The organism is Roseibium sp. HPY-6 (assembly GCF_040530035.1).
Taxonomy (GTDB): Bacteria; Pseudomonadota; Alphaproteobacteria; order Rhizobiales; family Stappiaceae; genus Roseibium.
Genome location: NZ_JBEWCD010000001.1, coordinates 355,153 through 367,534 on the forward strand (window position 1 = coordinate 355,153; position 12,382 = coordinate 367,534).

A 12,382-nucleotide genomic window follows, 5' to 3' on the forward strand; every position below is an offset into this window, starting at 1 on the left:
TCGCATTGAGAGCACAAAAACATAACAGCTCTCTGTTTCTGTCCATACTGAGGGAGAGGTTATGGCAGAAGACAGCGACCATATTTGCCGGAACAAACGGACCGCACTTGCATGGCAGCGTGCGGCATCTGCATTTGAAGGTCGACCGGCTCGGTTTGCAAATCTGACAGCCGTTCACGGTTCACTTCAGCGCTCAAACGGCCGTCGGCCGTTCTGATGCCATGCCGGACAAAACCGAAATCTCGGTAAGCCGGCGCGCTTTCTTAAAACTGTCCACTGAACCAAAGGTAGACGGGATACGTCCGCCTTGGGCGGCTGAGAATAGTTTTTCAGAGCTTTGCACCGGCTGTAACGACTGCGTTAGGGCGTGTCCGGAAAAGATCATTGTCTCCGCCGGTGATCAGGGTCCCGTTTTGGACTTTTCCCACGGGGCCTGCACATTTTGCGGCGCCTGTGCAGATATATGCCCAACGGGCGCGCTCGATCCGTCCATCGACCTCGTTTGGCCCTGGAAAGCAGTCATTTCAAACGCTTGCCTGTCCCGCCAGGGGATAACCTGCCGGGCGTGTGAAGACGTTTGCGAACCACGCACGATCCGGTTTCGTTTGACGGTCGGCGGCAGGTCGGAACCCGTTCTTGACTTTGGTCAATGTACCGGCTGCGGCGCATGCTCATATGCCTGTCCAGCAGACGCGGTGAGTTTCGAAAAGATTCAACTGGATCAGGAAGGAGGCCCGACATGAACATTTGCGGCTGCCTCGTCCATGCATCCAATCACTCGGTCGACACCGTCCGGGACCAGATCAATTCGCTGAACGGGGTGGAAATTCACGCAGACGGAGAGGATGGCCGTCTTGTCGTTGTCGTCGAGGACACGCCTGAAAAAGTCGCGTCGGAATTGATCATGGAGCTGCACCAGATCCCCGGCGTCATCTCGGTCACCCTCACCTACCATCATTTCGAAGATCTTACGGTCAGCGACACCGCTGCAAATCATGCCAAATCGAGCCAAGTCGGAGACTAAGCCATGACAATCTCTGAATCCCGCAGGACCTTCCTGAAGGCCACAGCAGCCGCTGCAACGGCATCCGCAGCAGGTCTTACCGTCGGCAGCGGGCCTGCCCAAGGGCAGGTGCTGCCGACCGGCATCAGATGGGACAAGGCAGCCTGCCGGTTCTGTGGAACGGGTTGCTCGGTGCTCGTTGGAACCAAGGAGGGACGCGTCGTTGCCACACAAGGTGACCCCGATGCTCCGGTCAATCGCGGCCTGAATTGCATCAAGGGCTACTTTCTTTCCAAGATCATGTATGGCGCTGACCGCCTGACGCAGCCTCTTTTACGCAAATCAAACGGTGTCTACGACAAGAACGGCGAGTTTGAACCGGTCAGCTGGGATGAAGCCTTCGACGTGATGGCCGAGAAATGGAAGGCGGCGCTTAAGGCAAAGGGCCCGACAAGCGTTGGTATGTTCGGCTCGGGCCAGTGGACGATTTGGGAAGGTTACGCGGCCGCAAAACTGATGAAGGCCGGCTTCCGTTCCAACAACATCGACCCGAATGCTCGCCACTGCATGGCCTCGGCAGTCGTCGGTTTCATGCGCACCTTCGGTATCGACGAGCCGATGGGGTGTTATGATGATTTCGAACATGCCGACACGTTCGTGCTTTGGGGCTCGAACATGGCGGAGATGCACCCGATCCTCTGGTCAAGGCTTACCGATACACGTCTGACGAAGCCCGGTGCGCAGGTACATGTCCTGTCCACTTTCGAGCACCGCTCCTTCGAGCTTGCCGACAATGCGATCGTCTTCAAACCGCAGACAGATCTGGCAATTCTGAACTACATCGCCAACCACATCATCACGACTGGCCGCGTGAACGAAGACTTCATGGCCAAGCACGTGAACATCACGAAAACCGCCACTGATATAGGCTACGGGCTGCGCCCGGAGAACCCGCTCCAGGAAGCCGCTGCCAATCCGGACTCCGGCAAACTGGAGCCGATCAGTTTCGACGAATACGCGGCCTCGGTTGCCGAATATAGCGTCGACAAGGCGTCGGAACTCTCAGGAGTTCCCGCTGAGCAACTGGAACGGCTTGCAGAACAGTACGCAGACCCAGATCGCAAGGTCATGAGCCTATGGACGATGGGCTTTAACCAGCACACCCGTGGCTCCTGGGTCAATTCGCTTTGCTACAATGTGCATCTTCTGACCGGCAAGATTTCCGAACCGGGAAATTCACCCTTCTCACTGACGGGCCAGCCTTCAGCTTGCGGCACCGCCCGCGAGGTCGGCACCTTTGCCCACCGGCTCCCGGCCGACATGGTTGTTGCCAATGATGAACACCGCAGGATTTGCGAGGAAGCCTGGAAGATCCCCGCGGGTACAATCCCGCCGAAACCCGGTTTTCACGCGGTGCTGCAGCACCGGAAGCTGAAAGACGGAGAGCTGAACGCCTATTGGGTGCAGTGTAACAACAACATGCAAGCTGCCCCCAACATGAACGAAGAAGGCTATCCCGGGTATCGCAATCCTGAGAATTTCATCACCGTCTCAGATCCCTACCCCACCGTGACGGCAGTTTCAGCCGACCTGATCCTTCCAACAGCCATGTGGGTTGAAAAGGAAGGCGCATATGGAAATGCAGAGCGCCGCACCCAGTTCTGGCGCCAGCAGGTTCAGGCTCCCGGAGAAGCTAAGTCCGACCTCTGGCAGGTGATGGAATTCTCCAAACGCTTCAAGGTGGAAGAAGTCTGGGGTGAAGAGCTGCTCGCCAAGATGCCGGAGCATCGCGGCAAGACGATGTACGACGTGCTGTTTGCCAATGGGCAGGTCGACAAGTTCCCGCTGAGCGAGACGGCCGAAGGCTTCCACAACGACGATGCCGAGCATTTTGGCTACTACGTGCAAAAAGGACTCTTTGAGGAATATGCGGAGTTCGGGCGCGGCCACGCGCACGACCTTGCGCCGTTCGACATCTATCACCAGGCCCGCGGCCTACGCTGGCCGGTCGTTGATGGCAAAGAAACGCTCTATCGGTTCCGCGAGGGCTACGACCCTTATGTCCCTGAGGGAGAAGAAGTCCGCTTCTATGGCCACAAAGATGGCAAGGCCAAGATAATCTTCGCCCCGTATGAAGAGGCCGCAGAGTCGCCGGACGAGGAATATGATCTCTGGTTCTGCACGGGTCGTGTTCTCGAACACTGGCATTCCGGATCCATGACGCGGCGTGTTCCTGAATTGCATCGCTCCTTCCCGCTTGCGGTCGTTTACATGCATCCGGTAGACGCCGAAGCACGCGGCTTGCGAAACGGACAGGAAATCATGGTGTCCACGCGCCGCGGCCAGGTGCGCAGCAAGCTGGCAACCCGGGGCCGCAACAAGGTCCCGGAAGGACTGGTGTTCATGCCGTGGTTCGACGAGGGCCAGCTGACAAACAAGCTGACACTGGACGCAACATGTCCGCTGTCCAAGGAAACCGACTTCAAGAAATGCGCCTGCAAGGTGGAGCGCGCTTAAGCGCTCTTTCCGGGGAAACGTGCCATGGCAATGCCACAGCTCACACAATCAAGACGCCGGTTCCTGACCGACACGGCCCGCATGGCAGGCGGGTGTGCGGTCGCGGGGCTCGGGCTTGCTTATGTGGCACGCGATGCGCGGGCGTTGCCGGCGGACGCCTTGCGCCCGCCCGGTGCGCTTGCGGAAGACGATTTCCTGAGCGCCTGCATCCGCTGCGGATTGTGCGTCCGCGATTGCCCATTCGACACGCTGAAGCTCGCTGATCTGGGAGCCGACGGACCGGCAACCGGAACACCCTATTTCACGGCGCGCGATGTCCCCTGTGAAATGTGCGATGACATCCCTTGTGTTGCAGCTTGCCCCACTGGGGCGCTCGATCCTTCATTGGACGACATTGACGATGCTCGTATGGGCACCGCTGTCCTGGTGGACCAGGAAAACTGCCTGAACTTCGACGGACTGCGCTGCGACGTCTGCTACCGCGTCTGCCCGTCGATCGACAAGGCGATAACGCTGGAGGCCTCGCACGACAAGAGGTCCGGCCATCACGCCATTTTCGCACCGACGGTCCATGCTGATCACTGCACCGGATGCGGACTGTGCGAAAAGAGCTGTGTCCTGCCGGAATCCGCCATCAAGGTATTGCCTGTCCGTCTTGCCCGTGGAGCGTCCGCCGATCATTACCGCCGCGGCTGGGAAGAAAAGGAAAAGCACGGAGCACCCCTTGTTGACGGCTTGATCGACCTGCCCGACCGCCTGCCTGGCCCGGGAACGGACAATCTTGCAGCGCCGGGTGGCTTCGAACCGTCCTTCAAAATACCGGGGAGCGGGCAATGAGTGCCAACACACATGCCCCCGTCGGCTTCGAAGCCCTGGAAACAAAGGGCTGGCTCGGATCGAGACGCTATCTGTTGCTCAGAAGAGCGAGCCAGCTGTTCTTCCTTATGCTTTTTCTGACAGGCCCTCTGTTTGGCTTGTGGATCGTGAAGGGCACACTTGCCGGTTCCCTGACACTCGATGTTCTGCCTTTGACCGATCCGTTCGTGGCACTTCAAAGCGTTTTTGCAGGTCATTGGCCGTCCGCCGTTGCGCTGACAGGAGCCTTGATCGTGCTCGCCGTGTACCTGCTTGTCGGTGGCCGGGTCTATTGCTCCTGGGTTTGCCCTATTAATCCGGTTACGGATGCCGCCCACTGGCTTCATCGCCGCTTCGACCTTCCCAAAGGCTGGCAACCCAAACGCTCCGCAAGACTATGGGTGCTCGCAACTGTACTGGCGGTCTCGTTTGGCACGGGAACGATCGCCTGGGAAACCGTCAACCCCATAACCATGGTGCATCGCGCTCTTGTTTTCGGACTGGGAACTGCATGGATCATCGTGGCCGCCGTCTTTCTCTTTGACCTCTTCGTTTCCCGGCGGGGATGGTGCGGCCACCTCTGTCCCGTTGGAGCATTCTACGGGTTCATAGGAAAGACCGCATTCCTGAGGGTGAGCGCTGCGAAGCGCTCGGCATGCGACAATTGCATGGACTGTTATGCAGTCTGCCCGGAAATGCAGGTAATTTCGCCCGCGCTGAAAGGCGCACCGGGCAGCTCGCCGATCATTCTTGCGGGCGACTGTACCAACTGCGGTGCCTGCATCGATGTCTGCGCCCAGAACGTTTTCACCTTCACACACCGGTTCGACCAAAGCGTCGTTGAACCGCCACTGAAATCTGCGCCTGAACAGAGCGCTGCAAATATGATGCACAAGGAGTGACCTCGATGAAGAAGCCGGTTCTCGCGGGTATCGCCGCTCTCGCCATTGTCATGGGCATCGGTGGGCTCGGCATTGCCCAGCAGCAGGAAGTCAAGGCCATGCGCTCCGATCCGGTCGACGAGCTGAACAGGCTCGGGCCCGATTTTAAATGGGAAGGCAAAGAAGGACGTATGCAGCGGAACTATCGGCAGCAACCACCGCTTATTCCGCACTCGATTTCTCAGTACCAGATCGATATCCGCACCAATCAGTGTTTGACCTGCCACGACTGGACAAATGCTGGTGAACGCGGCGCGCCAACGCTGTCTATGACCCACTATCTGGACCGCGAGGGTAACGAGCTCGATCGCATCGCCGGGACACGATATTTCTGTACACAGTGCCACGTCTCGCAGGCTGACGTTCCCGCTCTGGTCGACAACCAGTTTAAACCCTCCTCCCCCATCAATTCCCGCTGACGCGAAAGACCGCTAGAAGGAGCCTTCAAACATGTCTGAAAACTCCGAAAACGGGAAGCGGGGCAATCCGATTCGCCGTGCCTGGAACTGGTTCTGGACCCCAACCGCCGTGCTGAGCGCCGGCTTCGTTTTGATCGCCGGATTCCTCGGAGGAATCCTGTTTTGGGGTGGTTTCCACTGGACTTTGGAACTTACCAACACGGAAGAATTTTGCACCAGCTGCCACACCATGGAGACAAATCTGGCGGAATATCGAACAACCATTCACTATTCGAACCATTCCGGTGTGCGCGCGATCTGCTCCGATTGCCACGTCCCGCATGAGTGGCAGCATAAGCTCAAAGCCAAGATCATGGCGGTGAAGGACGTTTATCACGAGATTGCCGGCACGATCAGTACGCCTGAGAAATATGAAGCTCACCGGTCCGAAATGGCGGCCGTGGTCTGGCGCAAGATGAAACTCTCCGACAGCCGTGAATGCCGTAATTGCCACAACTTCAAATACATGGATTTCACGATCCAGGAAACACGCGCGGCTTCAGAACACCAGCGTGCGATCGACAACAACATGACGTGCATCGACTGCCACCAGGGCATCGCGCACGATCTGGCTCCCGGTTATCAGGAGCGCTATCGCCAGGTCATAGAAGAACTGCAGGCAAGCAATGCGATACCGGCTGAGCCGCCAAACGAAGTCGCTGCGATTCGGTCCTATGTCGCTGACATTGCCGAAAAGTGACCTTCACTCCTTCCGGGGCATCTCGCCCTGGTACCCAAACGCTGCCCCGTCAAAGAAAAGGCGATCATATGCTCGGGATTCTTGATCTACTTGGAACCATCGGTGGAAACGTTCTGAGCCTTCCGGGGATTCTCGGTCTGGCGCTTGGTATGATGACCCGGAATTGGATATTGGCGGGCATCTTGGGGGCCCTGGTAGGCATCGCAGAAACCTTCATCTTCGCTGGCTTCAACATGGCGGAGGTCCGCATGTTCGACCTTTCCATAGCCATCATCGTCGGTGTACTGGCTGCAAGCCTCGGGTGCGTCATCCGCCACAAGGGAGCGACTGTCTAGGCAAATCCGCTGCCGGAAAAACAACGGGCATCCGGTCCGAAACCGACCGGGTGGCTCAAGCGTCCGTTTGCGGCAATGTGGGACAAATAAAAACGCCCAGACGACGCTTGTCGCCCGGGCCGAAAACACCGCCTCCAGGTGAACGGGGCTGGTTATCTGCAGTCCAACCCGGCCTTCCAGGTCGCGCGTCAGGTCATGGAGATGTAATTGCGCATCTGCTCTGCTTCGAGCTCAACTTGCGCAATCTTGTGCTTCACGACATCTCCGATTGAAATCACACCGGTCAGTTTCCCGTCTTTGACAACAGGCATGTGACGAAAACGCCCCTGGGTCATGCGTGCCATGACCTCGTTTACGCTGTGGTGTTCTTCACAGGTCATGACCTCTTTCGTCATGACACTCGAAACCGGCAAATTGAGAGAGGATGTTCCCTGGGTTCCAATGGCCCTGACCACATCACGCTCAGACACGATCCCTTCGATGGACTTGTCACCTGCACATACGACAACGGCACCGATCTTGTTCTTTGCCAAGGTTTCGCAGATATCACTCAGTGGCGTTTCACTGCTTGCTGTGATCGTTTCGTGGCCCTTCCCACTCAGGATTGCGGCAACGGTCATCTGATAATACCTCCCTAAGCGCCAGAAATACCCGCAGGTATTAGACTTAGGCATCTTGGCAAAAAAATGCGACCCCGCAAACCATTAACGGTGCGTCCGATCGACTGGTTTTTAAAATCTGCGTTGAGGAACCGGGTCAAGGAACGGAAACAGCGCCAGTCCTGCAACAAATCCACCAATGTGCGCCTGCCATGCGACGCTTGCCGGCTGTCCGGCAGCCGGCCCGCTCATGATGCCGAAAAACAGGTTTAGCCCGAACCATACGGCGACGAAGACAAGCACCTGCTGGTTCCGGAAACAATCGGCAAGTGGCTGCGCCGGGACGAAATAGGCTGCCCGATCGGTGCGACGGAAAGCTCCCAGCGGGCCGCCCAACTCAAACACAAAACGAATGGCAGCCGCCATCTGTCCGGAAATAGCCGCAGATGCACCCACCATCGGAACCGTTTCTCCCCAATGTGTCGCCAGATGCGCAAGCGCGCCGCCAACTGAACAAAGGGCGGAAAAAATCAGAAATCGCCCTGCTCCAAAGCGGCGTGCGACAGCGCTGCCGAAGATCGCCATCCAGAGAAGATTGAAAATGATATGCGTCGCACCGCCATGGAGCAGTGAATAAGTGACAAACGCCCAAAGGCTTGAGGCCAGATCAATCGCGGACATGTTGGCCAAGACGGAGTATTTGACGGGCCAGAACGCAAACAGCACGACGACCAGATTGTCCCAGGCAACAGGAAGAACGAACATGCGCACGAGATGGATGGCAATCAGTATCCCGGCGAGCCACACAATGATGTCCGGAAGGTTCAGGGCTGGAGGGCCGCTGGGTTTTCGCGGCTGTTGTTCCCTTTCGGCCTGCTCGCGCCGGCTTCGCTCTTCGTCGAATTTATAAACGTTCATGGAATCTCGGCCTTTCTCTTCCTTCTTCTAAGCAAGATCACCGACAAAACAAGGGTGGCCGCGTGTGCAAGGCATCGTTTCTGTCAATTAAGTGAACGAAAAGAGCACAGAGGACCTTCGCACCCGCTTACGAAAAAAGCGCCGGCAGTTTCCGCGCCAGCGCTCCTTTCTTCCCTTACCGGTCGCGTCCCCACACGTCCGCCTCGAGCAAATGATCTGGTGTCCTTGCAGGCTGAAGAGTTCTCCCCTGGCCGCCCTCCCGTTTCAATCTGACGCGTGTCGCTTCAGCTGGCCGGGGACAGCCACTTCGCCCTGAACAGATCGTTAAACTGCCAGCAACCGCGCAGCCAGACAAGCGTCAGCCACCATTAACCCTAACACTCCGGCGCAATTGGTTGTCTCAAGACCTTCAATCACTTGGCACGCCATCTGCTTAGTAGTGCTCAAACAAAAACAGAATTGGATGAACGCCCCATTTTGAAACAACACCTGTCTTGAGACGGCACACGGGGCGCATTTTGGCGATGAGGCGAAGCAAGATGAAACATGGCGTAACGCAAACTCTGTATTCTTATTGGGACAACCTGCGCGGCGCCCGTCCTGCCCCCAACCGTAGCGAAGTGGATCCCAGCGAGATCCGCGGTTTGCTGGGGGACACTTTCATATTGGAAACCAAAGGTCCTCAGGACGTTCGATACCGGCTTGCCGGGACGCGACTGTGCTCAGCCCATTGCAGAGAACTGAAGGGCAGGAACTTCCTGCGCGGCTGGAGCACCAAGGATCGTGAAGCATTGGAAAGCCTTGTTGCAGCCATCACGGAAGACGCAGCCGCCGCAGTTATCGGCGTGAGCGGCCACACGGAACGCGACCAGGTCTTGCATATGGAAATGCTGCTCGTGCCTCTGAATGTTCCTGGCGAAGGACGCATTCGAATTCTGGGCAGCTGCACCCCGATGGAAAAACCGTACTGGATCGGTCTGCATCCGATTCTGAATCAGTCCATTACCAGCCTGCGTCTCGTTTGGCCTGACGAGCGCCCTTTCTTTACCGAAACGCAGAATGCCGTTAATCCTATTTTACCGCGGTTTACGGCAGAGGGTATGAACATGCCGGCTCCGCCGTTGCCTCAGGGCGCGGAACGCAAAGTGGGTCATTTGACGGTGTATAGCGGTGGTAAGTCCTGACACCGCACCTTGGTGGCTCTCGCCACGCTTGACCCGTTAAATCCATGAAAATCCGGAACTTTCCGGATTTTCTCTTTGTTCGACACCTCTCCTTGGCCGGATTGAGAAAAGTCTTTTGTTCAAAGCCGGAAACAACCCCTTTAAGTAGCGGAAAAGACTAAAGCAATTTAAGCGCGTCCAGGCAGTTGCTCTGTCATGCTGGAGGACAAACAAAGTTTTTAAGCTCGAAACGCACGCTTATCTCCATATTCTTACACATCGTTAACCCCAGCTGCCTAAAGTGTGTATGAGACGTTTGGGGATTCGGTTTCGGCCAGAATGGTGCGAGACACACTGTTTGGAAGAGCAGGTATGGACGCCGGATTGGCAACAGCACCAGAAGGAAGCAAAACGCTTCAAGTTACGGACCGCCGGCGGCACCAGCGTGTTCAGGTCGATATACTTGGCCGTTTCATGCTGGAAGACAGACGGGAATACCCCTGCCAGATCATAGACATGTCACCTGGCGGAATGGCCATGATTACGCCTGTTGAAGGGCGCGTCGGTGAACGTGTGATTGCCTATCTTGATCATCTCAGCCGCGTTGAAGGCCGCATCTCTCGTGTCATCGACGGTGGCTTTGCGGTAGAGCTTCGTAATACGGCCCGCAAGCGCGACAAGATCGCAAATGTCCTGACCTGGCTTGCCAACAGGGACGAACTCAACTTGCCGGAAGACCGGCGTCATGACCGTTTCGTTCCGAAAAATCCAATGACCAAGATGATCCTGCCTGATGGCTCGGAGCATGTCTGCCGCATTATCGACGTGTCACTGTCCGGTGCCGCAATCGCAACCGACAGCACACCTGAAATGGGCGACCCGATCACGCTCGGAAAAATGCAAGCGCGCGTCATTCGCCGCATCGAAGGTGGTATTGCGGTTGAGTTCGCTGCCGTGCAGAACCGCGAGCTTCTGGAACACCACATTTCAGCTCCGGACTAAACCTTTCACGAATTGAAATTCTCACACGCCCGCTCTTTTCGCAGAGTGTGCTTTCGACTGCTCGAAACAATAGTCTTTGCGAACAAAACATGTGGGCAGCGTTTCCTGAGACATCGGCATCAGGTCGCCGGTCGTCTGACCAAATCTTTGGTCCAGAGACGACCGTAAGCAACAGCTCTGTGCCACTTCTTAAGCCGAAATTGGCAACAGTCGAGCGTGCCGCGCTATCGCCTTGGAGCTGGAACCACAAGGTCTGACAAGCTCGGGTCTCCTGATTTGCGTGCGCGCACAGTTACTGAAATGCCGGTCAAGAAACCCGGAGATCGGATTGCTGGGCTGGTCACCTTGATCGGAGTCAGAAAGACGCGAATCCGAAAATGAACTTGAAGCTTTACTGCGCGACTTATCAGCCACCTCTCGGTCGCGGAAAACGTGCCACTATGAAACCCTGCAACACCGCGAATGAATGTGATCACAAATGACGAATTGCGAGTGACACGCGACACGGGTGCGTTCTGGCAATCTGACTACTTTCTGCCTCCCAATAAGAGATAAACAATGCTCGGATAAGAGGTAGTCATCTGATGCGCGTGCAAATTAAAAGGCCTGAAAACCCCATCCCCAAAGAATTCTTTCCCCACAACCGTGAGCATCAGAAGCGCAACGGTGTCTGGGTAAAGTGCGGAACCGTCATCAAAGTCGATACCGGTGACAGCTGGGAGACGATCGGCAAACTCTGCGACGGTATCCCCGCAGAAGAGGTGGCCTATGCCAACTTCGAGACTTACGATCCTGCGGAGATCAACTGGTATCTGAAAGAATATGTCGGCTGCCACAAACCTGGTCCCCACGGCTTCAACTTCATGTTTGATGGCGCTACGCCTGGGCTCATTCTGGCCCCGTTTAGAGACGCCTTGATCAACCACGTGGTGGAACGCGCCCACAAGGACGAGGAGCGCCGTCGCAGGCGTACGATCCTCGATAAGCGGTGGGACAAGCGCAACATCGACATTCCGGAAGGGGAGAAACTCGTCGTGGAAGCACGAGAGTTCATTTACCGCCGCGTTCAGGATCATGTCCCGAACTCACAGGACTTCAATTTCCAGAAGGAATTGACCGACTTTATCGTGGGCGAAGCATTCGGTGGTGGCAAAGATCTCCTTTCGCCGCACGAAATTCTGGCAAAAAGTTTGCTCAAGCCACTCAAGGAACTGCATCCGGAAAACGATCGGGTTCGTCAACTGCGCATGAAATATTATGAAGCATTCGCGAATGGCGTGGCGGCGGAACTCTTCGACGGGCACACCTACCCCCTTCACGACAAGCTGCCGGGTGCAAAGGAGTTTTATGACGCCGGTCTGTTACGCGCTCGCCAGATGAGCGGGCTGCAGCGATATCAGTTCGTGATGGGCCTGATGGAACGTGCACGTCGTTATGGCCTCCAGGGCGTAAACCCGGTCTATCAACAGAAGGCCAATTTCTCGAAGGGATTCGGCGGACAGGCGGTTGCGTACTATCTCTCACGCGAGCTGTCCTCGTCCCGCTTGCTGGAGCGCAACATTCACGAGACACCGCTCAAAGATGACGTAAAGGACGCGATCGTGGAAAACATTGAAGAAAAATTGAAGGAAGCGATCGGTTTCTGAGACCTCTGAAAAAGCGATTGAGCGGGAGCAAAGCGCCCGCTCAGCGCTAAGAAATGCGACTTCATTCCTGCAAAGTGCCCCCAATGCCTCAATCAACTTACGCTAGCTGGTAGCAGAATTCAGCCTGGTATAAGTCGTCATTTGTCCTACGGTTTGTTGGAAGGTAATTTGCTTTCCCTTCAAAATATCGAACACGCCGTTTTCTTTGCCGGAAGCCGCATTTGCCTAGTACTCATGGCCCAACA

Annotated in this window: 13 protein-coding genes; 11 read left to right on the forward strand and 2 right to left on the reverse strand. The window is 56.3% G+C overall.

The features are described from left to right. The first annotated feature begins 221 nt into the window (after positions 1-221). The 8 genes from napF to ABVF61_RS01785 all read left to right on the forward strand — a co-directional run bounded on the left by napF (position 222) and on the right by ABVF61_RS01785 (position 6,809). Positions 222-743, forward strand: a complete 522-nt coding sequence (gene napF, locus ABVF61_RS01750; protein WP_353991806.1) for a ferredoxin-type protein NapF — start codon at positions 222-224, stop codon at positions 741-743. Further along, on the forward strand, positions 740-1,024 hold the full coding sequence (locus tag ABVF61_RS01755) for a chaperone NapD (protein ID WP_353991807.1): 285 nt from the start codon (positions 740-742) through the stop codon (positions 1,022-1,024). The genes napF and ABVF61_RS01755 overlap by 4 nt, the downstream gene beginning before the upstream one ends. A 3-nt stretch (positions 1,025-1,027) precedes the next feature. Next, positions 1,028-3,520 carry a nitrate reductase catalytic subunit NapA gene (napA, locus tag ABVF61_RS01760; protein ID WP_353991808.1) on the forward strand — a complete coding sequence of 831 codons (2,493 nt, stop codon included), beginning with the start codon at positions 1,028-1,030 and terminating at the stop codon, positions 3,518-3,520. 24 nt (positions 3,521-3,544) lie between these two features. Further along, positions 3,545-4,357: a ferredoxin-type protein NapG gene (gene napG, locus ABVF61_RS01765; protein WP_353991809.1), complete on the forward strand. Its 813-nt coding sequence runs from the start codon at positions 3,545-3,547 to the stop codon at positions 4,355-4,357. Next, on the forward strand, positions 4,354-5,277 hold the full coding sequence (gene napH / locus ABVF61_RS01770; protein ID WP_353991810.1) for a quinol dehydrogenase ferredoxin subunit NapH: 924 nt from the start codon (positions 4,354-4,356) through the stop codon (positions 5,275-5,277). Before napG ends, napH begins: the two co-directional genes overlap by 4 nt. A 5-nt stretch (positions 5,278-5,282) precedes the next feature. After that, positions 5,283-5,735 carry a nitrate reductase cytochrome c-type subunit gene (locus tag ABVF61_RS01775; protein WP_353991811.1) on the forward strand — a complete coding sequence of 151 codons (453 nt, stop codon included), beginning with the start codon at positions 5,283-5,285 and terminating at the stop codon, positions 5,733-5,735. 31 nt (positions 5,736-5,766) lie between these two features. Then, positions 5,767-6,474, forward strand: coding sequence for a NapC/NirT family cytochrome c (locus tag ABVF61_RS01780; RefSeq protein ID WP_353991812.1), 708 nt, complete (start codon positions 5,767-5,769; stop codon positions 6,472-6,474). Between the two features lie 68 nt (positions 6,475-6,542). After that, complete coding sequence (locus ABVF61_RS01785; protein ID WP_353991813.1) at positions 6,543-6,809, forward strand: hypothetical protein; 267 nt, start codon at positions 6,543-6,545, stop codon at positions 6,807-6,809. 188 nt (positions 6,810-6,997) lie between these two features. On the opposite strand, the gene ABVF61_RS01790 is transcribed toward ABVF61_RS01785, so the two are convergent. Together ABVF61_RS01790 and ABVF61_RS01795 are read right to left on the reverse strand one after the other, a co-directional pair. Beyond that, a complete protein-coding gene (locus ABVF61_RS01790; protein ID WP_353991814.1) occupies positions 6,998-7,429 on the reverse strand; it encodes a CBS domain-containing protein in 432 nt (143 codons plus the stop codon). 111 nt (positions 7,430-7,540) lie between these two features. Next, positions 7,541-8,326 carry a rhomboid family intramembrane serine protease gene (locus tag ABVF61_RS01795; RefSeq protein WP_353991815.1) on the reverse strand — a complete coding sequence of 262 codons (786 nt, stop codon included), beginning with the start codon at positions 8,324-8,326 and terminating at the stop codon, positions 7,541-7,543. Between the two features lie 539 nt (positions 8,327-8,865). Between ABVF61_RS01795 and ABVF61_RS01800 the strand changes: the two genes are divergently transcribed. The 3 genes from ABVF61_RS01800 (at position 8,866) to ABVF61_RS01810 (ending at position 12,137) form a co-directional block, all read left to right on the forward strand. Then, entirely contained in the window at positions 8,866-9,510 is a 645-nt protein-coding gene (locus ABVF61_RS01800; RefSeq protein ID WP_353991816.1) for a PAS domain-containing protein, read from the forward strand. Positions 9,511-9,861: 351 nt separating this feature from the next. Beyond that, positions 9,862-10,491 (forward strand): PilZ domain-containing protein, encoded by a 630-nt coding sequence (locus ABVF61_RS01805; RefSeq protein WP_353991817.1) that lies wholly within the window; start codon positions 9,862-9,864, stop codon positions 10,489-10,491. A gap of 584 nt (positions 10,492-11,075) precedes the next feature. Then, positions 11,076-12,137: a hypothetical protein gene (locus ABVF61_RS01810; RefSeq protein WP_353991818.1), complete on the forward strand. Its 1,062-nt coding sequence runs from the start codon at positions 11,076-11,078 to the stop codon at positions 12,135-12,137. Positions 12,138-12,382: the final 245 nt, after the last annotated feature.

Bases quoted from the DNA above. Each gene is read 5' to 3' on its own strand.
- napF (WP_353991806.1), top strand. From the start codon at position 222: ATGCCGGACAAAACCGAAATCTCGGTAAGCCGGCGCGCTTTCTTAAAA.
- ABVF61_RS01755 (WP_353991807.1), top strand. From the start codon at position 740: ATGAACATTTGCGGCTGCCTCGTCCATGCATCCAATCACTCGGTCGAC.
- napA (WP_353991808.1), top strand. From the start codon at position 1,028: ATGACAATCTCTGAATCCCGCAGGACCTTCCTGAAGGCCACAGCAGCC.
- napG (WP_353991809.1), top strand. From the start codon at position 3,545: ATGGCAATGCCACAGCTCACACAATCAAGACGCCGGTTCCTGACCGAC.
- napH (WP_353991810.1), top strand. From the start codon at position 4,354: ATGAGTGCCAACACACATGCCCCCGTCGGCTTCGAAGCCCTGGAAACA.
- ABVF61_RS01775 (WP_353991811.1), top strand. From the start codon at position 5,283: ATGAAGAAGCCGGTTCTCGCGGGTATCGCCGCTCTCGCCATTGTCATG.
- ABVF61_RS01780 (WP_353991812.1), top strand. From the start codon at position 5,767: ATGTCTGAAAACTCCGAAAACGGGAAGCGGGGCAATCCGATTCGCCGT.
- ABVF61_RS01785 (WP_353991813.1), top strand. From the start codon at position 6,543: ATGCTCGGGATTCTTGATCTACTTGGAACCATCGGTGGAAACGTTCTG.
- ABVF61_RS01790 (WP_353991814.1), bottom strand. From the start codon at position 7,429: ATGACCGTTGCCGCAATCCTGAGTGGGAAGGGCCACGAAACGATCACA.
- ABVF61_RS01795 (WP_353991815.1), bottom strand. From the start codon at position 8,326: ATGAACGTTTATAAATTCGACGAAGAGCGAAGCCGGCGCGAGCAGGCC.
- ABVF61_RS01800 (WP_353991816.1), top strand. From the start codon at position 8,866: ATGAAACATGGCGTAACGCAAACTCTGTATTCTTATTGGGACAACCTG.
- ABVF61_RS01805 (WP_353991817.1), top strand. From the start codon at position 9,862: ATGGACGCCGGATTGGCAACAGCACCAGAAGGAAGCAAAACGCTTCAA.
- ABVF61_RS01810 (WP_353991818.1), top strand. From the start codon at position 11,076: ATGCGCGTGCAAATTAAAAGGCCTGAAAACCCCATCCCCAAAGAATTC.